Genomic DNA, 24,630 nt, shown 5'->3' on the forward strand with positions numbered 1-24,630 from the left:
GAGGTGCGCGCAGCATGGCAGTTGCAGGATCGGCAGGCCTCAAGGACGCCACCGCCATCGTCGGCATCGGCCAGACGCCCTTCGCCAAGCGGCTCCCCGAGGACGAGCGCACCCTCGCCTGCCGTGCCGTGCTGGCCGCCCTCGACGACGCCGGGATCGCGCCCGGCGAGGTCGACGCCCTCGCCTCCTACACCATGGAGGAGACCGACGAGGTGGAGCTGGCGAAGGCCTGCGGCTTCGGCGACCTCACGTTCTTCAGCAAGGTCGGCTTCGGGGGCGGGGGTTCGTGCGCGACGGTCGCCCATCTCGCCGGGGCGATCGCCAGTGGGCAGGCGAGCGTCGGGGTGGCCTGGCGGTCGCGCAAGCGGGGCAGCGGGCCCCGGCCGTGGACCAACACGGCCGTCCAGCTCCCGACGCCGGCCCAGTGGACCCGGCCGTTCGGGCTGCTCCGGCCCGTCGACGAGATCGCCATGCTCGCCCGCCGCTATCTGCACGCGTACGGGGCCACCCGCGACCACCTCTTCAACGTCGCCCTGGCCTGCCGCAACCGCGCCAACCAGAACCCGGCCGCCATCATGTACGACCGGCCCCTGACCCGCGAGATGTACATGACGTCCCGGTGGATCAGCGAGCCGCTGTGCCTCTTCGACAACTGCCTGGAGACGGACGGGGCGCTGGCCTGTGTCGTCGTCTCCGCCGAGCGCGCCCGCGACTGCCGGCGCAGGCCCGTCTACGTCCACTCCGCCGCCCAGTCGCTGCCCGCCCAGCACCACGGCATGGTCAACTACTGGAACGACGACCCCCTCACCGGCCCGGCCTGGAGCGCCGCCCGGCACCTGTGGAAGCACGCCGACCTGACCCCCGAGGACGTGGACGTCGCCCAGATCTACGACGCCTTCACGCCCCTGGTGCTCCTCTCCCTGGAGGGCTATGGCTTCTGCGGGCGCGGCGAGGGCGGGGCGTTCACCGAGGGCGGGGCCCTGGAGACCGGCGGACTGCTGCCCCTGAACACCGGCGGGGGCGGCCTGTCCGAGGCGTACGTCCACGGCTTCAACCTGATCACCGAAGGGGTGAAGCAGCTGCGCGGCACCAGCACCGCGCAGGTGCCGGGCGCCTCCACCTGCCTCGTCACCGCGGGTGAAGGGGTGCCGACCTCCGCTCTGCTGCTGAGGAGTTGAGATGCTGCGACCCGTCACCGACCCCGACGGCGCCCCCTTCTGGACGTACGCGGAACAGGGCGAGCTGCGCGTCCAGGCCTGCGCCGACTGCGGCGAGCTCCGCTTCCCGCCCCGCCCCTGCTGCCCGCACTGCCAGTCGTTCGCGACGGACTGGCGCCGCCTGTCCGGCCAGGGCCGTGTCTGGTCGTACGTGGTCGCCCATCCGCCGCTGCTGCCCGACTACGCGGCGCTGGCGCCCTACAACGTGGTCGTCGTCGAGCTGGACGAGGCGCCGCGCATCCGGCTCGTCGGCAATCTGGTCGCGGAGCCGGGCGCGGCGATCGGCTCCCTGCCCGCCGACCGGCTGCGGATCGGCGCCCGGGTGCGGGTCGTCTTCGACGACGGCCTCCCCCGGTGGGTCCTGGAGCGGTCATGAGCGGTGTGCTCGTCAGGTGCGAGGAGGACAGCGGGGTCGCCGTCGTCACCCTGAACCGGCCCGAGCGGCACAACGCCGTCGACCTGGCCATGGCCCGTGAACTCGCCGAGGTGTGGCGGCGGTTGCGGTTCGACGACTCCGTGCGGGCGATCGTCCTGACCGGGGCCGGCGAGCGCGCCTTCTGCACGGGCATCGACCGGGACGCGGTCGTGCCGCAGCCCAACTCGCCCTACGCGCAGGACGATCCGCTGCTCGGGGTCGGGCCCAAGGCGAACGACCTGTGGAAGCCGGTCGTGGCCGCCGTGCGCGGGATGGCCTGCGGGGGCGCCTTCTACCTGCTCGGCGAGGCGGAGTTCGTCGTCGCCGACACCACCGCCTCCTTCTTCGACCCGCACACCACCTACGGCATGGTCAGCGCCTACGAGTCCGTCCTGATGGCGCAGCGCATGCCGTACGGGGAGGTCGCGCGGATGGCGTTGCTGGGGACGGCGGAGCGGATCTCGGCGCGCCGGGCGTACGAGGTGGGGCTGGTGTCGGAACTCGTCGCGGAGGGCGAGGCCCTGGCGGCGGCGACCGCCTGCGCCTCCGTCATCGCCGGGTATCCGACTGAGGCCGTGCAGGGAACCGTCCGGGCGCTGTGGGCCGCGAGCGAGGCGGGGCGGGCCCAGGGGGTCGCGCAGGCGCCGCATCTCATCGCGCTCGGGAACGCGCAAGCGGGGGAACAGGCCCGGCTGTTCGCTGGGCGGCGACGGGAGTACCGGTTGCGTTAGGGAATGGTTTCCGTCTACACGCGTATGCTCGACGCGTGGTTGAGCATCGGATGATCGACGTGAACGGCATTCAGCTGCACATCGCGGAGCAGGGCGAGGGCCCGCTCGTGGTGCTGCTGCACGGCTTCCCGGAGTCCTGGCACTCCTGGCGGCACCAGTTCGGACCGCTGGCCGAGGCCGGCTTCCGGGTGGTCGCGCCGGACCAGCGCGGCTACGGCGGCAGTGATCACCCGGAGGACGTGGCCGACTACAGCATCCTCCACCTGGTGGGGGACGTGGTCGGACTGATCCACGCGCTGGGCGAGGAGCGGGCGTTCGTCGTCGGGCACGACTGGGGAGCGCCGGTGGCCTGGCACACCGCGCTGCTGCGGCCGGACGTGGTGCGCGGGGTGGCGGGGCTGAGCGTGCCGCCGCCGTTCCGGGGCGGTCGGCCGCCGCTGGAGACCATGCGGGAGCGGTTCGGGGGGCGCTTCTACTGGAACTACTTCGAGCAGCCGGGCGTCGCCGAGGCCGAGTTCGAGGCCGACACCCGCACCACCCTGCGCAAGCTGCTGTACTCCGCCTCCGGTGACGCCCCGGGCGCCGGACGCCCCGAGCAGGCCCTGGCCGACCTGGAGCGCGGCTGGCTCGCGGACGCGCCGGACCCCGAGGTGCTGCCCGCGTGGCTCACCGAGGAGGACCTCGACCGGCTCACCGAGAGCTTCGCGCCGGGCTTCACCGGCGCGCTCAACTGGTACCGCAACCTGGACCGCAACTGGGCGCTGACCGCCCCCTGGCAGGGCGCGGTGGTGTCCCCGCCCGCGCTGTACGTGTACGGCGACCGGGACCTCGTACCCGCCTTCCCGGGCACGCCCGAACTGATCGAGAAGCTGCCCGAGTTGATGCCGAACCTGCGCCGGAAGCCGCTCGTGCTGCCGGGCTGCGGCCACTGGACGCAGCAGGAGCGGCCCGACGAGGTGAACGAGGCACTGCTCGGCTTCCTCAGGGAGCTGCGGGACTGACGTACGGCCGCCCTGGCGGCCGGCGCGCACCCGGCGTAGCGTCTTGGGTGAGAGCGGTGAGCGGACCGCTCCCCCAAGCGGCGGCCGCCGTCCGGAGCCCCTTCCGTACGCCGTGCGACGGCCGTCTCGGGCGGGTCAGGCGGTGCGTGCCGTGCCCGTGCCCTTCTCCGCGTCCAGCGCGTACACGCAGCGGTCCTTGCTGCACGCGTACACCACCCCGTCCCGGACGACCGGGGAGCCGGTGATCTCGCCGCCGGTGGCGAGCTTCCAGCGCAGCCGGCCGTCGTCGGCCTTCAGGGTGTAGAGCAGGTGGTCGGTGGAGCCGAAGTGGATACGGCCCTCGGCCACCGAGGGGGCGCCCACGATGTCGCCGCCCGCCTGGAAGCGCCACTTGGGCGTGCCGGTGACCGCGTCCAGGGTGTAGAGGCCCTTGCCGCTGCCCACGTGGACGTGCCCGGCGGCGACCAGGACCGGCTCGACGGAGGCACGGGACTCCGTGGCGATGCGCCAGCGGTCACGGCCGTCGGTGGCGTCGAGGGCGTAGACCGTGCCGAGGTAGTCGGCCAGGTAGATGCCGCCGCCGGTGACGGCCGGGCCCGGGACGAAGGTGGGCGGGGAGAGGAACACGGCCGGGGCCTCGAAGTGCCACTTCACATGCCCGGCCGCCACGTCCAGGGCGAGGACGCGGGTGCCGGCGCAGACGTACACGTACCCGTCGGTCGCCGGGGCGATCCGGACCGGGACACCGCCGCAGGAGGCCGCGTCGCCGATCGGGTACGACCAGCGCTCGTCGCCGGTGCGGGCGTCCAGGGCGCGCAGCCGGGCGTCCTGCCACACGTAGACCGTGCCGTCGTGCAGGGCGGGTCCGGCCTCGGGGGACTCGAAGTCGGTCTGGCAGCCGGTGATCTCCCAGAGCTTCTGGCCGCCGGAGGCCTCCCAGCCCTGGACTCCGCCGCCCCGGGTGCCGGTGACGACGGTGCCGCGGCCGGCCTTGAGCGAGTAGACCCAGGCGTCCGTCTGCAGGCGCCACAGGTCGGCGCCCTCGCGGGCGTCCAGGGCGAACAGGGTGGGGCCGTCGGAGGCGTGGATCCGGCCGTCCGAGACGGCCATGGACCAGGCGACGTCCCGGGTCTTGAAGCGGCGCCGGCCGGTGGCCACGTCCAGGGCGTGCACCTCGAAGGAGGTGACGTAGACGAGGTCACCGTCGACGGCGGGGGTGCCCCAGACGTCGTTGGACATGCGGAAGCGCCAGGGGCGCCAGCCGCCGGGCTGCTCGGGCGGCGCGGCCGGGGCCGGGGGCGCGGCGACGGCGGGGCCCACGGCGGGGTCGGTGCCGTTGACGCCGGGGCGGGGCTTGGACCAGGAGGCGGCGAGGGCGGCCTCCGGAGGGGGCGCCTTGACGGCGGCGGCCCGGACGTCGGCGACGCGCGGGCCCGGGCCGATGGGCACCTGGGCGCCGGCCAGCCGTACGGGGCCGGTGTCGGGGCCGCCGATGGGGGCGGGCACCGGCGCGGGCGCCGGGACGACGGGGTCGTGCGAGGGCGGGGGCGGGATGGGCGCGGGGCCCGGGGCGGGGCGGCCGCCGCCGCTGCGGCCGGAGCCTGCGGCGGGCTTGCCGGCCGGGCGGCCGTTGCGGCGGGACTCGATCAGGGCCACCGCCCGCTCGGGCAGCCACGCGGAGGCCGTGCCGCTGTCGTCCGAGCCGGAGCCGAAGAGGTGCGGGGCCAGCTGTGCCTGGAGGTCGGCCGGGTTGGGGCGGGCCGTGGGGTCCATCTGCATGCAGGACTCGATGAGCGGGCGCAGCTCGTCCGGGAGCCCTTCGAGGTCCGGGCCCTCGCGCAGCAGCATGAAGACCGTCTCGACCGGGTTGGCGCCGTGGAAGGGCGGGTGGCCGGTGGCGGCGAAGACCAGCATGGAGCCGAGGGAGAAGACGTCGCTCGCGCCGGTGACGCTGCGGGAGTCCTTGGCCTGCTCGGGGGACATGTAGGCGGGCGTGCCGACGGCCACGTTCGTCATCGTCAAACGCGTGTTCGAAACGCCGGACGCGATACCGAAGTCGATCACCCGGGGGCCGTCCTCGACGACCAGGACGTTCGACGGTTTCAGGTCCCGGTGCACCAGACCGGCCCCGTGGATCGACTGGAGCGCCTCGGCCACGCCCGCCGCGAGCCAGCGCACCGCCTGGGCCGGCAGCGGCCCGCAGTCGTTCACTATCTCTTCCAGGGAGGGCGCGGGAACGTACGCGGTGGCCAGCCACGGCACGGCGGCACGCGGGTCGGCGTCCACGACGGCGGCCGTGTAGAAGCCGGAGACGGCCCGGGCCGCCTCCACCTCACGGGTGAAACGCACCCGGAACAGCTGGTCCTCGGCCAGCTCCGTCCGGACGGTCTTGATCGCCACGCGCCGGCCGGACGCCGAGCGCGCGAGATAGACCAGCCCCATGCCGCCGGCACCCAGCCGTCCCAGCACCTCGAACGGCCCGATCCGCCGCGGATCGTGCTGCGTCAGCTGATCCACCACTCTGCCTGCCACCTCCCCGTACGAGCCGCGCCAAGCCACATGTTCCACGCGACCCCGTGCAGCGTCTCACCACCGCACCGCCATGGCGGCACGCACCCCGATTCTTCCTGGCCGGAGCCCTGGTGGCGAACCCGGTGACCATTGGGGTGTCTCGCCCTATAGAGGGACAAAAGATGACCATAGGGTGCCTGCTCAGCGGTGCAGCAGCGCGAACGACGCCCCCTGATCATCGGTGACGACGGCGACCGTGCCGTACGACGTCTCGAAGGGCGGGGCCTGGATCCGGCCGCCGAGCCGGGTGACGTCCTCCAGCGCGGCCGGTACGTCCGCGACGGCGAAGTGGACGAGGAAGTGGGGCGGCATCTCGGCCGGGAAGACGTCGGAGACCGGGGCGCGGCCGAAGTCGGGCTCGGCCTCGGGGCCGAACAGGGCCTCCTGGAAGAGATCGCCGTAGAAGGCGTTGGCCGCCTCGGTGTCCCGGGCGTACAACTGCGCCCAGGCGAAGGTGCCCGGCTCGTGCCGCCTGCCGAAGCCGGGGTGCCCGCCCGGCTGCCACAGAGCGAAGACGGCCCCGTCGGGGTCGGTGACGAGCGCGGTGACGCCCAGGTCGCCGGCCGGTACCGGCGCCGAGACGATCTGCCCGCCGGCCGCCCGGATCCGCCGGGCCAGGGCCAGGGCGTCCGGGGTGGCGAAGTACACCGTCCACACGGTGGGCAGCCGGCCGTCCATCTTGCGGACCAGCGCGGCCACGGGTTCGCCGTCCTTCAGCGCCCGCGTGAAGGGGCCGAACCAGTCCTCGAAGGTCCACCCGAAAAGTTCGCCGTAGAACCGCTTGCCCGCCGCCACGTCGGGAAGCTGCGCGTCCACCCAGCAGGGGACGCCCTCTGCGTACACCGATGCCCTGTTTTCGGCCATGTCGCCAACGTAACCGTGAAGGCCGCACCCCGCAGACCAGGCACACCAGCCCCCGCACTCCCTTACACCCCATTTGCAGTCGGCCGAATCGCGCCCCGATCACGCCTCGGTAAGCTGACGGCATGACAGGACAAGTGCGTACCGTCGACGGCCGCGTGGCCGGTAGGCGTGGGCAGGCGACCCGGCAGAAGCTGCTCGACTGCCTCAGCGAGATGCTCAGCTCCTCCCCGTACCGGGACGTCAAAGTCATCGATGTCGCCCGGAAGGCGGGCACTTCGCCCGCGACCTTCTACCAGTACTTCCCGGACGTCGAGGGCGCCGTCCTGGAGATCGCCGAGCAAATGGCGACCGAGGGCGCGTCGTTGACCGAGCTGCTGGAGGGCCGCTCCTGGGCCGGGAAGGCCGGCTGGCAGACGGCGCAGGAACTCGTCGACGGGTTCCTGGAGTTCTGGCGCAAGAACGACGCGATCCTCCGGGTCGTGGACCTCGGCGCCGCCGAGGGCGACAAGCGCTTCTACAAGCTCCGCATGAAGATCCTCAACTCGGTGAACAACTCCCTCGCGGACGCCGTCGCCGAGCTCCAGGCCAAGGGCCGGGTCGACAAGGACGTGAACCCGGCGGCGGTCGCCGGTTCGCTGGTCGCGATGCTCGCGGCGGTCGCCTCGCACCAGAAGGGCTTCTCCTCCTGGGGCGTGAAGCAGGCCGAACTGAAGCCGAACCTCGCGCTGTTGGTGCACCTGGGCGTCACCGGCAGAAAGCCGACGAAGTAGCCGCTCGCGACGGCCTTCTCCCTTACCCAAGTCCTGTCTGGCAGGCGGTGGTCCACCCGGGTGGACTGCCGCCTGTCGCTTTTCACCGCCGCGCGAGCCGGAACACCCTGATCTCGCGCTCCACCCGCGCCTGGTACGCCGCGTACGGCGGCCAGAACGCCAGCACCGCCTGCCAGGCCGTCGCCCGCTCCTCGCCCTCCAGGAGCCGGGCCGTGACGGGGATGTCCCGGCCCTTCCAGTTGATCTCGGCCTCCGGGTGGGCGAGCAGGTTGTGGCTCCAGGCGGGGTGCCCCGGCCGCCCGAAGTTGGAGCCGACCAGGATCCAGCCGCGCCCGCCGTCCTCCGGCACGCAGGCCAGGGGCGTACGACGCGGCTGCCCGCTCCTCGCCCCGGTCGAGGTCAGCACCACGCCCGGCAGCAGCTGAGCGCTGAGCAGCACCTTTCCGCGGGTGAGCCGGTGCACGGCCCGGTCGAGGGCCGGGACGACGTACGGCGCCACCCGCGCGAAACCCCGGGTGGAGGACACCTTCTGCACGATCCGCGCGCCCCTCATCGGCCGGCCTCCTCGAAGACGTGCGCCACGTCGGCGGCGTGCGCCCGCAGCCGGTGCACCGGCCCGAGGAGCAGTTCGTCGCCCGTGGCGCGCTTGAAGTACAGGTGGGCCTCGTGTTCCCAGGTGAAACCGATGCCGCCGTGCGACTGGATCCCCTCGGCGGTGGCCTCGCGCAGGGCCTGGAGCGCCTGGGCCAGGGCCGTCCCGCCGACCGCCTCGCCCTGGGTGGTGGCCCAGGCCGCGTAGTACGCCGCCGAGCGGGCCGCCTGCACCTGGACGTACACGTCGGCCAGCCGGTGCTTGACCGCCTGGAAGGAGCCGATCGGCCGCCCGAACTGCTCGCGCTGCCGTACGTACTCCACGGTCCGCTCCAGCACCCGGTCGGCGGCCCCCACGGCCTCGGCGGCGAGACAGGCGGCGGCGGTGTCGCCGACCCGGGCGAGGGCGGCGGGCACGTCATCGCCGTCCCGGCCCAGCAACTCGGCTTCCACATCGCGGAGCTGGACGCGGGCCTGCGGCCGGGTGGCGTCCAGCGCGGTCCGCCGTACGCGGGTGAGGCCGGCCGCGTCACCGGGGACGAGGAAGAGCAGGACACGGGACCGGGCGAACCCGCCGGCGTGCGCGGCGACCACGAGGAGCCCCGCGCTGTGCCCGTCGAGGACCTGGTCGGCCTGCCCGTACAGCCGCCAGCCGCCCGCCGTCCGCCGGGCCTGCACGCCCCCGGCCCGTCCGCCGCCCGCCCAGCCCCCGCCCGGGTCGTGGCCGGTGAGCGCGAGGGCGGTGGCGAGGGCGGGCCCCGGTACGGCGAGGGCGGCGGTCAGCGCGCCGGAGGCGATGCGCGGGAGCAGGGCGGCCCGCTGGGCGTCGGTGCCGAGGGCGAGCAGCAGCGGGGCGGTGAGGACGGCCGTGGCGAGCAGCGGGGAGGGGGCGAGCACCCGGCCCGTCTCCTCGCAGGCCAGGGCCAGCTCCGTCACCGAGCAGCCGACACCGCCGTAGGTCTCGGGGAGGGCGAGGCCGGGCAGGCCGAGCTGTTCGGCGAGGGCGGCCCACAGGGCCGGGTCGTGTCCGGCCGGGGTGTCGACGGCGGCCCGCAGCTCCGCGGGGCCGCACCGCTTGCGGAGCAGGTCGCGCAGGGTGCGGCGGATCTCGTCCTGTTCGGCGGTGAAGCGGACGTCCATGGCCACCTCCGTATCTGACGGTGCGTCATATTAGGGCGGAGGGCCGGGGATTCCCAGAGCCCCGGCCCTCCCCCCGACGGCGTTATCTGATGTACCGTCAGATTCATGGTGGTCCGGAGGAAAGTGGCCGTCGTCGGCGTGGCCCTCTCGGACTGCGGCCGTGTGGACGACGCGACCCCGTACGCCCTGCACGCCCAGGCGGCCCGCCGCGCCCTGGCCGACGCGGGCCTGGACCGCTCGCTGGTCGACGGCTTCGCCTCGGCGGGCCTGGGCACGCTCGCCCCCGTCGAGGTCGCCGAATACCTGGGACTGCGCCCCACCTGGGTCGACTCCACCTCGGTCGGCGGCGCCACCTGGGAGGTCATGGCGGCCCACGCGGCGGACGCCATCGCGGCCGGGCACGCGCGCGTGGTGCTGCTCGCCTACGGCTCCACGGCCCGGGCGGACATCAGGGCGGGCCGCCGCACTGGAACGCTGTCCTTCGGCACACGCGGCCCCCTGCAGTTCGAAGTCCCCTACGGCCACACCCTGATCGCGAAGTACGCCATGGCGGCCCGCCGCCACATGATCGAGTACGGCACGACGATCGAGCAGCTCGCGGAGGTGGCGGTACAGGCCCGGACCAACGCGGCCCTGAACCCGGAGGCGATGTTCCGGGACCCGATCACCGTGGACGATGTGGCGAGCGGCCCCATGATCGCCGACCCCTTCACCAAGCTGCACTGCTGCCTCCGCTCCGACGGCGGGGCGGCGGTGCTGCTGGCGGCGGAGGAGTACGTACGGGACTGCCGTACCTCGCCGGTGTGGGTGCTGGGGAGCGGGGAGTCCGTCTCGCACGCGGCGATGTCCGAGTGGCCGGACTTCACGGTGTCGCCGGCGGCGGTGAGCGGGCGACTGGCGTTCGCGCGGGCCGGGGTGCGGCCGTCGGAGGTCGACTTCGCCGAGATCTACGACGCGTTCACCTACATGACCCTGGTGACCCTGGAGGACCTCGGCTTCTGCGCCAAGGGCGAGGGCGGGGCGTTCGTGGAGAAGGGCCGGCTGCGGGTCGAGGGCGGCACCCTGCCGGTGAACACCGACGGCGGCGGACTGTCCGCCCAGCACCCCGGGATGCGCGGGCTGTTCCTGCTGGTGGAGGCGGTACGCCAGCTCCGCGGGGAGTGCGGGGACCGGCAGGTGCGACGCGGTGACGGAACCTTGCCACGACTGGCCGTCGCCTCGGGCACGGGGGGCTGGTTCTGCTCTTCGGGGACGGTGGTGTTGGGGGTGGGGTGAGGTGCGGGTGCGATCGAGGCTGCGCCTCTACTCTCGGCCTGAGAGATCTTGCAGATCTTCCAGTGAGGCGGCCCTGCGCAGCGAGCCGGCCACGACAGTCCCCGCCCGCGAGTCGCCCTGCCGCGCCGAGAGTTCGCGCAGTGCCTCGGCCGGGGACAAACCACGCTGTTTCGCGTCGCTCAGACGCGTCAGCCACGCCGTACCCGCTTCCACGGCGATGTCCCCGGCAGGAGTGCGCGGCTCGTACCCTGCGGCGTCATCGTTGTCAGCTGCCCACAGATAGCCGATGACGCGGCTGCCGGCCACCACCTCGACGAACGTCACCGGCGACTCGGTACAAGCTTCGAAATGCTCCGATCCGGACGGCAGCTGATTCAGGAGCCACCTCGTTCTGCGCGGCACTTCGAGCATGTACCAAAAGTCCAGCAGATCTGCATCGTCGTCCGGGAAGTCCTCGAAACCGTCCACGGTCGGAACTCCGTACGTCCGGGGGTCCGCGGGAACGATCTGAGACCGAGTGATCCTGGAAATCCCTGCGAGCGCGGATGCCAGTCGAGGAGCGTTCTCCCGCCGCACTTCGGTCTGCTTGTGTCCGCGCGCATCATGGGACAGCCAGACATCGGAGAAGGTGTCGAGGGTCACTGTCCCGGCACCACCCGTCCATGCGTCCACGGACAGCGCGAACACCTTCTGGGCGTGACAGGCTTTTCCGTCGCGTAGGTAGGTTCCGGGTGTGGTCATATCGATCGTCACCACCTTGACCTGTGACGGATCCAGAGACTGCAGTTCCTCCGAGAGTTCGCTGCCTTGCGCGATGCGCGCAGCCGATACGTGCACCCTCTTCAGGGCTGTCAGGGTCGTGCCCTCACTCGTGCCGAGCGCGGTGATGTCTGCCTGGGCGTCGCCATCGGCAAGGCCGAGAGAACGCAGCACCGTCCATGAATCGAGCGTCTGCCGCACACATCGCGCGACAGGGTTGTCGTCCGGCCGGTGGGTCATGGTCTCCCAGGACCAGCTGCCAACCGGCAACGTCGTGATCACAGAACACCTCGCGGATCGGCCTTGGCGCTCGGCGGAGTCACGGTTGTTCCGTCTTCGAGCCTGATCAGGAACAGGATTCCACTCCCCTTTTGAGACGCTGACTTCGAAAAAGGGCGGGAAATCGTGAAATTGTAGGTCGTCGACGGGTGTCTGGTCCGGAGATCGGCCCAGGGAGCAAAGCACAAGATCGGCAGGGGCTTCCCGTTCGGGTGGTGGGTGGGGACTCTGGTGCGGTGGCCCCTTGGTCCGGGTCGCTTCCCCCCTGTGTGAAGGAGCCCTGTCATGGACGGCTGGTTCGTGGACGACCGCTGCATCAACTGTGACGCGGCCCGGCAGCTCGCGCCCGGGCTGATCGGGGAGTGGGAAGGGCGGTCGCGGGTTCTGCGGCAGCCGGTGGACGCGGCGGAGGAACGGCGGTTACACGCGGCCGCGTTCGCCTGCCCGACCCGGTCGATCCGCTTCGCCCGCCCCAGCCGCTCCATCCGCTCGGGGTCGGGCCGGCCGGACGCGTCGGCGGACCCGTTCCCGATGCCCCTCGACGACGGCGTGCTGCTGTGCGGCCACAACTCCGCCCACACGGCCGGAGCCAACTCCTACCTGCTCCCACGCCCGTCCGGCACCGCCATGATGATCGACACCCCGCGCTGGAGCCGCGACCTCGCGGCACGCTACGAGGCGGCCGGCGGCCCCGTCACGGACGTCCTGCTCACCCACCGCGACCACGCCGCGCACGGCCGCCGCTACGCGGACCACTTCGGCGCCCGGCTGTGGATCCACGAAGGCGACCTGGACGCCGCGCCGGACGCCGACCGCGTGCTGCGCGGGCTGGAGCCGCTGGAGATCGGCGACGGCGTCACCGCGTATCCGCTGCCCGGCCACACCCGGGGCTCCGTGCTCTACCTGGCGGACGACCGGTACTGCTTCAGCGGCGACAGCTTCTACTGGTCGCGCACGACCGGCGACCTGGAAGTGGCGGAGAGCGTGACCTGGCACTCCGTCGAGGAACTGGCCCGCTCCCTGGCCAGGGTCGCCGGGCAACTGCGCTTCGAGTGGCTGCTGCCGGGCCACGGCGACCGGCGCCGTCTGCCCGTGGACGAGATGTCCGGGCGGCTGCGGTCCCTGGCGGAACGGACCCGGCGGCTGCGGCCCCGGCCGGTCGACTTCACGGCGGTCCGCTGGTGAACGGAACCGGACGGAACCGGTGAGCCGGGGAACACCCGGCCCCCGCAAGGGCGTTGTGATGCTCCGCACGCCGACCGCCCCGTTCCGAAGGAGACCGCAATGGCCCTGACCCGCGAAGAGCGTGAACAGTTCCTGGCCGAGCCGCACATCGCCGCGCTCGCGGTCGACGCGGGGCCGGGCCGGGCCCCGCTCACGGTGCCGATCTGGTACCAGTACGAGCCCGGCGGCGACATCTGGATCATGACCGGCCTCGACTCCCGCAAGTACGAGCTGATCAACGCGGCGGGCCGGTTCTCGCTGATGGTGGACCGGCTCGAACCGACCATCCGCTACGTGTCGGTCGAAGGCCCGGTCGTCGACACCTCCCCCGCCACCCTCGACCGGCTCCGCGAGCTCTCGGCGCGCTACCTGCCGGCCGAGAAGGTCGACGGCTACGTGGACTTCTCCTGGAAGAACCACGGTGAGCAACTGGTGCTGCGCATGCGGCCGGAGCGGTGGGTGTCGTCGGACCTCGGGCAGGTGTGAGCCCGGGGCGTCCCCGCCACCGGTGACAATCGGGGCATGGCAACCGATCTTCACGAGCTGCTGAGGTCACTGCGGGTCTGGGACCCGGAGACCACGCACCTCCCGCCCCTCGACCCGGCCACCGCCCCCGCCGCTCCCCTGCCCCTCTTCACCGAGTGGTTCGCTGCGGCGGTGGCGGCCGGGCAGTCCGAGCCGCACACCATGTCCCTGGCGACCTCGGACGAGTCGGGACTGCCCGACGTACGGATCGTGATGCTGCACGGCGCCGACGAGACGGGCTGGTCCTTCGCGTCCCACGCGGGCAGCCGCAAGGGCCGTCACCTCGCCGCCCGCCCGTACGCCGCGCTCGGCTTCTACTGGCCGGTGCTGGGCCGCCAGGTCCGGGTGCGCGGCCCCGTCTCGGCCGCGCCCTCCGAGGAGTCCCAGGGCGACCTCCACGCCCGCTCGACGGGTGCGCTGGCGGCGGCGCTGACCGGGAGGCAGAGCGAGGTCCTGGAGTCGCTGGACGACCTGGCCCGGGCCTCGCAGTCGGCGTGGGAGCGGGCGGCGCGCGAGCCGGAGACGCCGGTGCCGTCCTGGACGCTGTACCGGCTGCGGGCCGAGGAGGTGGAGTTCTTCCAGGGCGACGAGCGCCGACGGCACGTCCGGCTGCGCTACCGGCGTGAGGGGGAGGAGGACTGGTCGCGGGAGCTGCTGTGGCCGTGAGGGCGTCGGCGTACGCGGACGGCCGACTTCGGGACTACGCCTTTGGTGCCGTCGCGGCTGGGCCCGCAGCCCGATCCGAGGGCCCCCTGACGCCGGTTAGCGTCACAGCATGCGAATCGGATTACTCGGCACCGGAAATGTCGCCCGCGCACTGGCCCAGGGCTGGAGCGCGGCCGGACACGACGTACTTCTCGGTTCCCGCCGGCCCGCTGAGCGGACCGGCCTGGGGCTGCCCGTGGCGGGCCTGAGCGAGACAGCGGCACACGCCGAGGTGCTGGTGAACGCCACCCCGGGGACCGTCTCCCTGGACCTGCTCCGCTCCCTCGGGGCACCGGCGCTGGCCGGCACCGTGCTCATCGACGTGGGCGTCGGCCTCTCCGACGACTACACCGAGCTCTCGCACCCCAACAGCAGCCTGGCCGAGCAGATCCAGCAGGCCTTCCCGCGGACCCCCGTCGTCAAGACGCTGTGCACCATGGACGCGACCGCGATGATCGCCCCGGACGCCCTGGACGGCCCGAGCACCGTCTTCCTCTCCGGCGACGACGCCGAGGCCAAACGCACGGTCGGCCGGCTGCTCACCGACCTCGGCTGGCCCGAGTCGTCCCAGCTGGACATCGGCGGCATCACCACGGCACGCGGCCAGGAGCACTTCGCCCTGCTCTTCATGGGCATCGCCAACGGGCTGGGGTCCCACACGTTCAACATCAAGGTCGTCCCCGGCCCCGCTGCCTGACGCCTACGCCTACGCCTACGCCTACGAGAAGTCGTACACCGCGAAGTCCGCGACCGGCCGGTACCCGATCCGCTGGTACAGGCCGTTGCTGGTCGGGTTCGCCAGGTCCGTGAAGAGGAGCACCTCCTTCGCCCCGGCGGCGAGGGCGGCGCGGCTGACCTCGGCCGTCACGGCACCGGCGTAACCCCGGCCGCGGAAGCGGGACGGGGTGTAGACCGGGGCGACGCGCACCTGGCCGGCGACCCGGGGGCTGGTGCCGGCCATGGCGACGGGGGTGCCGTCGGGGGTCTCCCAGAAGGTGATGCCGCCGCTCTCGATCCGGGCGTCCGCCCACTCGGCGGAGTCCCGGACCGTGCCCAGGCCGACGGCCTCGCCGAACTCGTCGTGCCAGCGGATGAGTCGCTCGCGGTCCGACGCGCCGGCGACACGCGGACCGCCGGGCGGCACGGGCCCGGGCACGGTCAGGGTGCCGAGCCGGTAGAGGCGTTGCCGCTGCCGGAGCGTCGCGGTGACGCCCGTGTGCCGCCGCCAGGCCTCGGTGAAGGCGGCGGCGGTGGCGTCGTCGGCGTTCACGCCGGGCAGGCGCTGTCCGAGGGCGGCCAGTCGCGCGGCGAGGGCGACGGCCTCCTCGGCGGTGAGGGCGGTGAGGTTCAGCCAGTGCGGCGGCGTGCGGAAGAGGGCCGCCCGGGCCGCCCCGTCGCGCTCCAGCACACCGAACTCCGGTGGCTCGTCGCCGTAGACGAGCGGTCCGCGCCTGCGCAGCGTCTCCGTGACGGTCAGCGGGACGGTGTGCAGCGCCGGCCGGGAGCGGAGGAAGGCGTCCGCGCGGGCGAGGAAGGCATCGAGGTCTCGGGTGAAGTGCCAGGTGCCGGTGTCCATGCCTCATCCTGCCGTCGACCCTGGGCCCGGCGCCGGGGGTTTTCCGGCCCATGGCACAGCCGTTCAGGGATACTCCGGCTCCGGATCCGTCGACAGCCGGGCGTGCAGGTGGGCGTCACGGAACGCGTCGTTCCGGTCCTGCTGGAAGATCGACCCGCGCAGGGTGCCCTCGTAGGGGAAGCCGCAGCGCTCCGCGATCCGGCACGAGACGTCGTGGCCGACCGCGTGGTCCAGCTCCAGGCGGTGCAGGCCCAGTTCGGCGAACGCCCAGCGGGCGGCGAGCAGGAGGGCCCGGGTGGCGACGCCCTGGCCGCGGGCCTCGGGGAGCACCCAGTAGCCGACGCGGGCGACCTTCAGGTGGTACTTGATCTCGTTGACGCCGATGTGGCCCAGCGCCGTGTCGCTGTGCGCGTCGGCGATCCGGAACGACAGCGACGTGCCCTCCGCGGCGCTCTGCTCCCGCGCGAGGAGCGACTCCCGGGCACTCCTGCGGTCGGTGACCGGCCGCAGCGGGGTGTTCCAGCGGCGGAACTCCGGATCCCGCAGGCCGCGCAGCCAGGTGTCGACGTCGGAGCCGGACCCGGCGTCCCAGGGGCGCAGGCGCAGACCGTGGCCGTGGAGTTCCGGGGAAGGGCCGGTGAGGGAGTGGTCGCGTATGGGGGCCATGGGGTCATTCAAGCGCTTGGGGCTGTGCGGTTCACGTGCCTGTCGTCCCCGGTACGGTCCGGAAGACCGGGATCCCTTCCCGGAACGTCACCTCCAGTTCGGCCCCGGCCGACAGGTCCCCGGCCCGTAGGCCGTCCTCCGCCCCCACCACTTCCGTCATCATCCGCGGCCCCTCGGCCAGTTCCACCACGGCGGCGGCGTACGGCGTGCGGTCCGTGAAGGGCGGCAGGTCGTTGCGGTGGACGACGGACCACGTGTAGAGCGTGGCCCGGCCGCTCGCCGTCTCCCAGGTGACGTCCTCGCTCCAGCAGTGCGGGCAGAACTCGCGCGGGTAGTGGTGGGCCCGGCCGCAGGCCCGGCAGCGGCGGATCAGCAGTCTGCCCTCGGCGGCCGCGTCCCAGTACGTCCGGGTGAACGGGTCGGTCTCGGGCAGGTCGTGGCGGCCGGTCATCGGAACAGTCCCAGCGCGCTGTCCAGCGACCACGTCTGCCACGACATCCCGAACAGTCCGACCACCGACATCAGCGCCATCATCGAGTTCTGCCCCTGCTCGGCGACGTCGTGGATCATGAGCGTGAAGTAGAGGGCGTTGAGCAGGAACCCCCCGGCCAGGGCGACCGGCGTCAGGAACCCGGTGATCAGGCCCAGCCCGAGCGCGAGTTCCGCGTAGACGACGACGTACGCCATCACGCGCGGGCGCGGCGCGACGGCCACCCGGAAGCCCGAACGGACCGCGCTCCAGCGGTGCTCGGCGGCGATCCCGGCCGCCCACGCGATGCCGGTACCGCGTTCGAACCAGGCCGTGCGGTCCTTGTGCCGCCAGCTCTCCAGCCACCACAGCCCGAGCCCGATCCGCAGCACGGCCAGCCATTCCGCTCCGGTGAGCCAGATCGAGTCCATGGGTGCTCCCGTGCTGCCGCCGCCCGACATCGGGATCTGACGGTACGTCAGATACGGGCGGCGCAACAAGCCCCGGGAACCCCCGGAACCCGGGAACCCGGGAACCCGGGAACCGGGGAACCCCGGCGTCAGGAATGATCACCGGCTCGCCACAACCGGGCCCGGTACGCCACCATCCCCACCCCCTCCCCCTACAGCCGTGATCAATCCGAAACCAATTCCGGTCTTGACCGAGACCCATCAATCGGGGGCGTGATTACGCTCCCGCTCATGGCCGACTCCACTCCCCCCACACACGCCTCCGCGCACACCTCACCCGACCGCCCCGTCTACGTCATCGGCGGCGGCCCCGGCGGACTCGCCGCCGCGTACGCGCTGCGCGCCCGGGGCATACGGGCCGTCGTCCTGGAGAAGTCCGACCGTGTCGGGGCGTCCTGGCGCCGCCACTACGACCGGCTGCACCTGCACACCACCCGCCGCCTGTCGGCCCTGCCGGGACTGCCGATGCCGCGCCGGTTCGGGCGGTGGGTGTCCCGGGACGACGTCGTGCGGTACCTGGAGAAGTACGCCGAGCACCACCGCCTGGAGATCGTCACCGGCGTCGAGGTGTCCCGCGTCGAGCGCGCGCCCGACGGCACGGGCTGGCTGCTGCACGCCACCGGCGGCCGTGAGCTGACCGGCGCCGCGGTGGTCGTGGCGACCGGCTACAACCACACGCCCCGCGTGCCGGACTGGCCCGGCCGCTCCGCCTTCACCGGGGAGTTCCTGCACGCCGGCGAGTACCGCAACGGCAAGCCCTACGCCGGCCGGGACGTCCTCGTCGTCGGCGTCGGCAACACCGGTGCCGAGATCGCCGTGGACCTGGTCGAGAACGGTGCCTCCCGGGTCCGGCTGGCCGTGCGTACCGTCCCGCACATCGTGCGCCGCTCGACCGCCGGCTGGGCGGCCCAGTACAGCGGCATCCTCGTCCGCCGGCTGCCGGTCGGCCTCGTCGACCGCCTCAGCCGGGTGCAGGCCAGGGTGGCCCTGCCCGACCTGTCGGCCCACGGACTGCCGCGCCCCGACACGGGCCTGTACACCAGGGTCAAGCAGGGGGCGATCCCGGTGCAGGACGTCGGTCTGATCGACGCCGTGCGCAAGGGCAGGGTGGAGATCGTGGCCGCCGTCGACGGCTTCGAGGACGGCGGCAAGATCCTCCTCGCCGACGGCACCCGGATCTCCCCGGACGCCGTGATCGCCGCCACCGGCTACGTCCGCGCCCTGGAGGGCCTGGTCGGCGACCTCGGCGTGCTCGACGCACGCGGCAGGCCCGTCGCCCACGGCGCCCGCAGCCCGAAGACCGCCCCCGGCCTGTACTTCACCGGCTTCACCAACCCCATCAGCGGCAATCTCCGCGAGCTGGCGATCGACGCGGTACGGATCGCGAAGGCCATCGCCCGGGACGACTCGGGCAGGGTGTCCCGGCTCCCGGGCTAGCCCGTCCGACGTGCCCGGCGCTCGCTGCCGGTCCGCAGCCCGGCGATGCCGCCCTCGGTGCCTTCTCACGGGAACAAGGGCCGCGACGATCTCCCGGACCAGCGGCAACTTCGCCCGCTCCCGGCCATTCCTGACATGCTGCCGATTCGGATAATCTGACAGAGCGTCAGTTAACGGCTGTCTCACAGGAGCGGGCGGAGCGATGCTTGGATCGACCCACGGCACTCTCACCACCGACTCCCGCCGCGCCCGGGCCATCGCCTGCGGCGAGCGGTCCGGGCCCGCCGTGCACGGCAGGCCGGCCCAGGTGGGCGACCTCGACGTCAGCGGGCGCCCGCTGCACGCCGAAGTCCCCGATCTGGACCGCTTCTTCCGCCCCCACTCCGTCGCCGTGATCGGCGCCTCGGACGCCGAGGGGCGGCCCCACAGCGGCATCACCCGGCAACTCGCCGACTGGGCCCAGCGGGTCGGGGCCCGGCTGCACCCCGTGCACCCGAGCCGGCCGGCCGTCTTCGGCGTCCCCTGCGTTCCTTCCGTGGCCGACCTGCCCGAGCGGGTCGACCTGGCCGTCGTGCTCGTCGGTGATCCCCTGCCGGTGGTCGAGGAACTGGCCGAGGCCGAGGCGCGGTTCGCCGTCGTCTTCGCCTCCGGGTTCGCCGAGACCGGCCCGGCCGGGGAGGAGGCCCAGCGGCGACTGGCCGCCGCCGTCGAGCGGTCCGGGCTGCGGCTGCTGGGGCCCAACACCAACCTCAACGCCTTCGAGCGGTTCCGCGACGACCTCGAAGGGCCCGCGATCGCGCTGATCACCCAGTCCGGCCACCAGGGCCGCCCCGTCTTCGCCCTGCAGGAACTCGGCATCCGCCTCTCCCACTGGGCGCCCACCGGCAACGAGGCCGACCTGGAGACCGCCGACTTCCTCTCCTACTTCGCCGAGCAGCCCGAGGTCGGCGCCATCGCCTGCTACCTGGAAGGGCTGAAGGACGGCCGCTCCTTCCTGCTCGCCGCCGACCGGGCCGCCCGGCGCGGCGTGCCGGTCGTCGCGGTCAAGGTCGGCCGCACCGAGACCGGCGCCCGCACGGCCGCCTCCCACACCGGCAAGCTGACCGGCGCGGACGCGGTGGTGGACGCGGCGTTCCGGCAGTTCGGCGTGATCCGTGTCGACGGCCTCGACGAACTCCAGGACACGGCGGCCCTGCTGGCCCGGGCGCACCCGCCGCGCGCCGACGGCGTCGTCGTCTACTCGATCTCGGGCGGTACGGGCGCGCACGTCGCCGACCTGGCGACCGAGGCGGGCCTGCGGCTGCCCGTGCTGTCCGAGGCCAGGCAGGCCGAGCTGCACCAGTGGATACCCGAGTACCTGAGCGTCGCCAACCCCGTGGACAACGGCGGGCATCCGGTCGGGGACGAGCGCGGACGGAAGATCATCGACACACTCCTCGACGACCCCGAGGTGGGCGTGCTCATCTGCCCGATCACCGGACCGTTCCCGCCGCTCAGCGACCGGCTCGTCCGGGACCTGGCCGACGCGGCCGAGCGGACGGACAAGCTGGTGTGCGTGGTGTGGGGCTCGCCGGTCGGCACCGAGCCCGCCTACCGCGAGGTGCTGCTCGGCTCCTCGCGCGTCGCCACCTTCCGCACGGTCGGCAACTGCCTCACGGCCGTCCGCGCCCACCTCGCCCACCACCGCTTCACGACCGGCTACCGCTCCCCCTTCGACGAGGCCCCGCGCACCCCCTCGCCGTCCTACCGCAAGGCGCAGGCGCTCCTGCGGCCCGGACAGCAGCTGAGCGAGCACGCGGCGAAGCAGCTGCTGCGGGCGTACGGCATCCGCGTGCCGCGCGAGCAGTTGGTGACCAGCGCCGCGGCCGCCGTGCGCGCGGCCGGGCTCGTGGGCTACCCGGTCGTCATGAAGGCCTCGGGCGCCCGGATCGCCCACAAGACCGAGCTGGGCCTGGTGAAGATCGGACTGACCTCGGCCAGCCAGGTCCGCGACGCCTACCGGGAGCTGACCGACATCGCCCGCTACGAGGGCGTCTCGCTGGACGGCGTCCTCGTCTGCCAGATGGTCGAGCAGGGCGTCGAGATGGTCGTCGGAGTCACCCAGGACGAGCTGTTCGGCCCGACCGTGACCGTCGGGCTCGGCGGCGTCCTGGTCGAGGTGCTGCGCGACACCGTCGTAGGAGTGCCGCCCTTCGGGGAGGAGCAGGCGCGGGACATGCTCGCCGGGCTGCGCGGGCGGGCCCTGCTCGACGGGGTCCGGGGGCGGCCGCCGGCGGACCGGGACGCGCTCGTCGAGGTCGTCCTGCGCGTGCAGCGCATGGCGCTGGAACTCGGCGACCGGCTCGCGGAGCTGGACATCAACCCGCTGATGGTGCTGCCGCAGGGGCAGGGCGCGGTGGCGCTGGACGCGCTGGCGGTGTGCGGCTGATGACGCGGCCCGAGGTGCGGTCCGAGGCGCCGTCCGAGGCGCCCTCCGAGGCGCCGTCCGAGGTGCCCTCCGAGGCGCCCTCCGAGGCGCCCTCCGAGGCGCCCTCCGAGGTGCCGTCCGAGGTGCTGCACACCACCGGCGGTCACGTCCTCACCGTCACCCTCAACCGGCCCGAGGCCCTGAACGCCCTCACCCCGGACCAGCGCGAACGCCTCATCCAGCTGCTGTCCGGCGCCTCCGCCGACCCCGCCGTCCGGGCCGTGGTGCTCACGGGCACGGGCCGCGGTTTCTGCGCGGGCGCGGACCTGCGGGGCACGGGTGTCGGGACAGGTGCCGGGACAGGCGCCGGCGCGGGCGAGCGGATCGCCGGGGATGTCGCACGCACCCTGCGCACCGGCGCCCAGCGGCTGATCGCTGCCGTGCTGGACTGCGAGAAGCCGGTGATCGCGGCGATCAACGGCACGGCGGCCGGGCTCGGCGCGCACCTCGCGTTCGCCTGCGACCTGGTCCTCGCGGCCGAGTCCGCCCGCTTCATCGAGGTGTTCGCACGGCGCGGCCTGGTCCCCGACGCGGGCGGCGCCTACCTGCTCCCCCGCCTGGTCGGCCCGCAGCGCGCCAAGGAGCTGATGTTCTTCGGGGAAGCGCTCAGCGCGGTGGACGCCGAACGCCTCGGGCTGGTCAACCGGGTCGTGCCGGACGCCGACCTGGACACGACGGCCCGTGCCTGGGCCGAGCGCCTCGCCTGCGGCCCGACCCGTTCCCTCGCCCTGACCAAGCAGCTCGTCAACGCCTCCCTCGACTCCGACCGCGCCACCGCCTTCGCCGCGGAGGCCGCCGCCCAGGAGATCAACATGACGACGGCGGACGCGCAGGAGGGCGTACGGAGCTTCGTGGAGCGGAGGACACCGGAGTACCGGGGCCGCTGACCCTTCCTATCTGACACACCGTCAGCTTCAATGGGTGGTGTGATGGGACAAGCAGGGATGGCCGAAGCCGCCGTCCGCTACCTCAGGTCGGTCCGCACCACCGCCCCGGAGCCCGTCGACCCGCTGCCGCGCCCCGAACTGCGGTGCGTCGCCGACGACGAGCGCGCTCCCCTGGACGCCCGGGAGTTCCGCCGGGTCCTCGGGAACTTCGCGACGGGCGTGGCCGTTGTCACGGCACCACCGGCCACCGTCGGCGCCTCCCCCGCCGGCTTCGCCTGCCAGTCCTTCACCTCCCTCTCCCTCGATCCGCCCCTGGTCGCCTTCATGGTCGGCCGCACGTCGACGACCTGGCCGCGCATCGCCCGGGCCGGCGTCTTCTGCGTCAACGTCCTGGCCGCGCACCAGGCCGAACTGTGCCGGGCCTTCGCGGTGAGCGGCGCGGACAAGTTCGCGGGCGTGGCGTACGACGCGGCGCCGGTGTCGGGCTCACCGCGCCTGTCGGGCGCCGTCGCCTGGATCGACTGCGCGATCCACGCCGTCCACACAGGCGGCGACCACCTGATCGTGGTCGGCCGGGTGAACGCCCTCGGCACGGGCGACGACGATCCGGAGGGACCGCTGCTCTTCCACCGAGGGCGCTTCACACGGCTGACGGACTGACCCGGTCAGGCGACGGCCAGCCGCCACAGGGACGTCACTTCGGCGGCCCGCACGGCATGCAACGGATCGTCGGAGCCCCGCACGCCATCCCGCACGCGCGGATGCCGCGGACGCGTATCCATCCGGTCGACCACGCACAACCCCGCCCCTTCGACGGCGGTGAGCAACGCCTCCCGACTGCGCAACCCGAGCCGCTCGGCCAGGTCGGACAGCACGAGCCAGCCCTCACCGCCGGGTTCCAGCCGTCCGGCGAGCCCGTCGAGGAAGCCCCGGAGCATGCCGCCGCCCGCGTCGTAGACGCCGAGGTCGAGATCGGAGGCGGGCCGGCCGGGGATCCAGGGCGGGTTGCAGACGACGAGCCGGGCACGCCCTTCCGGATACAGGCCGGGCCCGGTGACGCGGACCGTCCGGCCCAGCCCCAACCGCCGTACGTTGTCCGCAGCACAGGCCCGTGCCCGCGCGCTGACGTCCGTCGCCACGACCCGCTCCACCCCCCGTCGGGCCAGCACGGCGGCGAGCACGCCGGTGCCCGTCCCCAGGTCGAACGCCGTACGCACGCCACCGCCACCCGGCAACGGCGCCCGGGCGACCAGATCGACGTACTCACTCCGCGTCGGGGCGAACACCCCGTAGTGCGGGTGGATCCGCGCCTCCAAGGCCGGGACGTGCACGCCCTTCTCCCGCCACTGCCGGGCACTGACCACCCCCAGCAGCTCCGTGAGCGCGACGGCGACAGGCCCGTCGGCCACCCCGTACGCCTCGTCACACGCCCGCCGCACATCGGGCGCCCGGCGCAGGGCCAGGGTGTGGTCCTCCAGCAGGACGATCAACTTGCCGAGCACGCGGGCACGGTGGGCACGGTACCGACGTTGCAGACGGAAGGTCTCGGCCGGAGTCCGCGCCGCACCGGGCGCGCCACGACCGACACGACGGTCCATCGCCCGCAGCAACTGCCGGGCGTTGTGGAAATCCCCGCGCCACAACAGCGCGGTGCCCTCACAGGCCAGACGGAAGGCGACGTCGGCCCGCATCCGGTCATCGGCGACGACGACCCGGCGGGGCAGGGGCAGCCCGGACTCAGAATGCCAGCGGGCGGAACGGCGTTGAGCCTCGATCCAGTGGATCGTGGACACGGCAGACTCCTCGGAAGGCGGAACGTGAACGAACGCGCGAAGTCACGACGACCACGTCACCGAGGACCATGCCGAGTGTCATCAAAGAACCTTCCGAGACAGCGAGGTAGCTGAGCCCAGGGGAACCCCCTGGCCGCCAGCATAGGCCGAACCCGCCCCCGCCCACCCCATCCGGCTGCGCACCGATCAGACGCCACCCCGACGCCGAACAGCCGCTAGTGCCTTCCCCCAGGGATACGCCTCAGGCCTCCCTCGCTTCGGAGGATGCGACTCGTACCCGTCCCGGCCGTCGAGAACGAGAACACCTTGCTCGCGCAGCACAGCGATCGAACGCGCCACCGCAGGCTGCGCGCCCTGCGCCTGATTGAAGTACGGCATCGCGGCCACGGGCACACCCATGTGCACCGCTTCCGACGGAATACCGATGGCCAGGGTGTCCGTGATCCCCGCACCCCACTTGTTCAGCGTCGTGCACGACATCGGCGCCACCAGCATCGCGTCCGCCTTCGGCAACTGGTCCTTCTCCCAGGGCAGCTTGTACCGCGACCGCACCGGATGCCCCGTCAGGTCGACGAGTTCCCGCATGCGCGGCTCCCACCAACTCGCCGCAGCCGGAGTGAGGATCAGACACACGTCCCATCCCTCGGCCTGGGCGGCACGCACGCCGACGTCGATGTACTGGGCAGGCCCTGCGGCGCAGGCGATCAGGTACAGGACTGGCTTCGTCATGCCCGGAGTCCACTGCCTTCGGCCGGCGCACGCAACTACCAACCTGGTCGGAGAGGACGAACAACCGGC

General features: G+C 73.0%; 25 protein-coding genes. 14 read left to right on the forward strand and 11 right to left on the reverse strand.

What is annotated here, in order from left to right; all coding sequences use genetic code 11:
* The first annotated feature begins 14 nt into the window (after nt 1–14).
* The 4 genes from ABZ386_RS24825 to ABZ386_RS24840 are packed head-to-tail and all read left to right on the forward strand — an operon-like array spanning nt 15 to nt 3,364.
* On the forward strand, nt 15–1,178 hold the full coding sequence (locus ABZ386_RS24825; protein WP_358965876.1) for a lipid-transfer protein: 1,164 nt from the start codon (nt 15–17) through the stop codon (nt 1,176–1,178).
* 1 nt (nt 1,179) lies between these two features.
* Nucleotides 1,180–1,593: an OB-fold domain-containing protein gene (locus ABZ386_RS24830; RefSeq protein WP_355715223.1), complete on the forward strand. Its 414-nt coding sequence runs from the start codon at nt 1,180–1,182 to the stop codon at nt 1,591–1,593.
* Entirely contained in the window at nt 1,590–2,363 is a 774-nt protein-coding gene (locus ABZ386_RS24835; protein ID WP_355715220.1) for an enoyl-CoA hydratase/isomerase family protein, read from the forward strand. Before ABZ386_RS24830 ends, ABZ386_RS24835 begins: the two co-directional genes overlap by 4 nt.
* Before the next feature lie 50 nt (nt 2,364–2,413).
* Entirely contained in the window at nt 2,414–3,364 is a 951-nt protein-coding gene (locus ABZ386_RS24840; protein ID WP_351339099.1) for an alpha/beta hydrolase, read from the forward strand.
* A 135-nt stretch (nt 3,365–3,499) separates the two neighbouring features.
* On the opposite strand, the gene ABZ386_RS24845 is transcribed toward ABZ386_RS24840, so the two are convergent.
* Nucleotides 3,500–5,884, reverse strand: a complete 2,385-nt coding sequence (locus ABZ386_RS24845) for a serine/threonine-protein kinase (RefSeq protein WP_358965878.1) — start codon at nt 5,882–5,884, stop codon at nt 3,500–3,502.
* Between the two features lie 192 nt (nt 5,885–6,076).
* Complete coding sequence (locus ABZ386_RS24850; protein WP_356500266.1) at nt 6,077–6,799, reverse strand: VOC family protein; 723 nt, start codon at nt 6,797–6,799, stop codon at nt 6,077–6,079.
* 122 nt (nt 6,800–6,921) lie between these two features.
* Between ABZ386_RS24850 and ABZ386_RS24855 the strand changes: the two genes are divergently transcribed.
* Nucleotides 6,922–7,569 carry a TetR family transcriptional regulator gene (locus ABZ386_RS24855; RefSeq protein ID WP_232840509.1) on the forward strand — a complete coding sequence of 216 codons (648 nt, stop codon included), beginning with the start codon at nt 6,922–6,924 and terminating at the stop codon, nt 7,567–7,569.
* A gap of 82 nt (nt 7,570–7,651) precedes the next feature.
* Here ABZ386_RS24855 and ABZ386_RS24860 read toward each other — a convergent pair whose 3' ends face one another.
* Complete coding sequence (locus tag ABZ386_RS24860) at nt 7,652–8,122, reverse strand: nitroreductase family deazaflavin-dependent oxidoreductase (protein ID WP_351338757.1); 471 nt, start codon at nt 8,120–8,122, stop codon at nt 7,652–7,654.
* Nucleotides 8,119–9,300 (reverse strand): acyl-CoA dehydrogenase family protein, encoded by a 1,182-nt coding sequence (locus tag ABZ386_RS24865; RefSeq protein WP_351338754.1) that lies wholly within the window; start codon nt 9,298–9,300, stop codon nt 8,119–8,121. Before ABZ386_RS24865 ends, ABZ386_RS24860 begins: the two co-directional genes overlap by 4 nt.
* 105 nt (nt 9,301–9,405) lie before the next feature.
* Here ABZ386_RS24865 and ABZ386_RS24870 point away from each other — a divergent pair, with 105 nt between their 5' ends.
* Nucleotides 9,406–10,575, forward strand: a complete 1,170-nt coding sequence (locus ABZ386_RS24870; protein ID WP_358965880.1) for an acetyl-CoA acetyltransferase — start codon at nt 9,406–9,408, stop codon at nt 10,573–10,575.
* A gap of 27 nt (nt 10,576–10,602) precedes the next feature.
* Here ABZ386_RS24870 and ABZ386_RS24875 read toward each other — a convergent pair whose 3' ends face one another.
* The gene (locus ABZ386_RS24875) at nt 10,603–11,616 is read right to left on the reverse strand and encodes a hypothetical protein (RefSeq protein WP_356669415.1); all 1,014 of its coding nucleotides are present in this window, start codon (nt 11,614–11,616) and stop codon (nt 10,603–10,605) included.
* A gap of 282 nt (nt 11,617–11,898) precedes the next feature.
* Between ABZ386_RS24875 and ABZ386_RS24880 the strand changes: the two genes are divergently transcribed.
* The 4 genes from ABZ386_RS24880 to ABZ386_RS24895 all read left to right on the forward strand — a co-directional run bounded on the left by ABZ386_RS24880 (nt 11,899) and on the right by ABZ386_RS24895 (nt 14,764).
* Nucleotides 11,899–12,798 (forward strand): MBL fold metallo-hydrolase, encoded by a 900-nt coding sequence (locus ABZ386_RS24880; RefSeq protein ID WP_358965882.1) that lies wholly within the window; start codon nt 11,899–11,901, stop codon nt 12,796–12,798.
* A 99-nt stretch (nt 12,799–12,897) separates the two neighbouring features.
* The gene (locus ABZ386_RS24885) at nt 12,898–13,323 is read left to right on the forward strand and encodes a pyridoxamine 5'-phosphate oxidase family protein (RefSeq protein WP_355715194.1); all 426 of its coding nucleotides are present in this window, start codon (nt 12,898–12,900) and stop codon (nt 13,321–13,323) included.
* Between the two features lie 36 nt (nt 13,324–13,359).
* On the forward strand, nt 13,360–14,028 hold the full coding sequence (locus ABZ386_RS24890) for a pyridoxal 5'-phosphate synthase (protein WP_356669417.1): 669 nt from the start codon (nt 13,360–13,362) through the stop codon (nt 14,026–14,028).
* Between the two features lie 109 nt (nt 14,029–14,137).
* Nucleotides 14,138–14,764 carry an NAD(P)-binding domain-containing protein gene (locus ABZ386_RS24895; protein WP_351338739.1) on the forward strand — a complete coding sequence of 209 codons (627 nt, stop codon included), beginning with the start codon at nt 14,138–14,140 and terminating at the stop codon, nt 14,762–14,764.
* Nucleotides 14,765–14,785: 21 nt separating this feature from the next.
* Here ABZ386_RS24895 and ABZ386_RS24900 read toward each other — a convergent pair whose 3' ends face one another.
* From ABZ386_RS24900 to ABZ386_RS24915, 4 genes are all read right to left on the reverse strand, one after another.
* Nucleotides 14,786–15,643, reverse strand: a complete 858-nt coding sequence (locus ABZ386_RS24900) for a GNAT family N-acetyltransferase (protein ID WP_358965884.1) — start codon at nt 15,641–15,643, stop codon at nt 14,786–14,788.
* Between the two features lie 63 nt (nt 15,644–15,706).
* The gene (locus ABZ386_RS24905; RefSeq protein WP_351338733.1) at nt 15,707–16,309 is read right to left on the reverse strand and encodes a GNAT family N-acetyltransferase; all 603 of its coding nucleotides are present in this window, start codon (nt 16,307–16,309) and stop codon (nt 15,707–15,709) included.
* A gap of 31 nt (nt 16,310–16,340) precedes the next feature.
* The gene (locus ABZ386_RS24910) at nt 16,341–16,760 is read right to left on the reverse strand and encodes a Zn-ribbon domain-containing OB-fold protein (RefSeq protein WP_351338730.1); all 420 of its coding nucleotides are present in this window, start codon (nt 16,758–16,760) and stop codon (nt 16,341–16,343) included.
* Nucleotides 16,757–17,209 (reverse strand): DoxX family protein, encoded by a 453-nt coding sequence (locus ABZ386_RS24915; RefSeq protein ID WP_351338727.1) that lies wholly within the window; start codon nt 17,207–17,209, stop codon nt 16,757–16,759. Before ABZ386_RS24915 ends, ABZ386_RS24910 begins: the two co-directional genes overlap by 4 nt.
* 270 nt (nt 17,210–17,479) lie before the next feature.
* On the opposite strand from ABZ386_RS24915, the gene ABZ386_RS24920 reads away from it, so the two are divergent.
* The 4 genes from ABZ386_RS24920 (at nt 17,480) to ABZ386_RS24935 (ending at nt 22,699) form a co-directional block, all read left to right on the forward strand.
* Nucleotides 17,480–18,685, forward strand: a complete 1,206-nt coding sequence (locus ABZ386_RS24920) for an NAD(P)/FAD-dependent oxidoreductase (protein WP_355715177.1) — start codon at nt 17,480–17,482, stop codon at nt 18,683–18,685.
* Between the two features lie 202 nt (nt 18,686–18,887).
* Nucleotides 18,888–21,113 carry an acetate--CoA ligase family protein gene (locus ABZ386_RS24925; RefSeq protein WP_358965885.1) on the forward strand — a complete coding sequence of 742 codons (2,226 nt, stop codon included), beginning with the start codon at nt 18,888–18,890 and terminating at the stop codon, nt 21,111–21,113.
* Nucleotides 21,113–22,039: an enoyl-CoA hydratase-related protein gene (locus tag ABZ386_RS24930; protein WP_358965887.1), complete on the forward strand. Its 927-nt coding sequence runs from the start codon at nt 21,113–21,115 to the stop codon at nt 22,037–22,039. Before ABZ386_RS24925 ends, ABZ386_RS24930 begins: the two co-directional genes overlap by 1 nt.
* Nucleotides 22,040–22,096: 57 nt before the next feature.
* Nucleotides 22,097–22,699, forward strand: a complete 603-nt coding sequence (locus tag ABZ386_RS24935; protein ID WP_358966078.1) for a flavin reductase family protein — start codon at nt 22,097–22,099, stop codon at nt 22,697–22,699.
* 5 nt (nt 22,700–22,704) lie between these two features.
* Here the strand turns inward: ABZ386_RS24935 and ABZ386_RS24940 are convergent, their stop codons facing one another.
* Nucleotides 22,705–23,832, reverse strand: a complete 1,128-nt coding sequence (locus tag ABZ386_RS24940; protein ID WP_358965889.1) for a class I SAM-dependent methyltransferase — start codon at nt 23,830–23,832, stop codon at nt 22,705–22,707.
* A gap of 186 nt (nt 23,833–24,018) precedes the next feature.
* Nucleotides 24,019–24,561 (reverse strand): flavoprotein, encoded by a 543-nt coding sequence (locus ABZ386_RS24945; RefSeq protein ID WP_356616612.1) that lies wholly within the window; start codon nt 24,559–24,561, stop codon nt 24,019–24,021.
* Nucleotides 24,562–24,630 lie beyond the last annotated feature (69 nt).

This window comes from Streptomyces sp. NPDC006140, assembly GCF_040628815.1.
GTDB lineage: Bacteria > Actinomycetota > Actinomycetes > Streptomycetales > Streptomycetaceae > Streptomyces.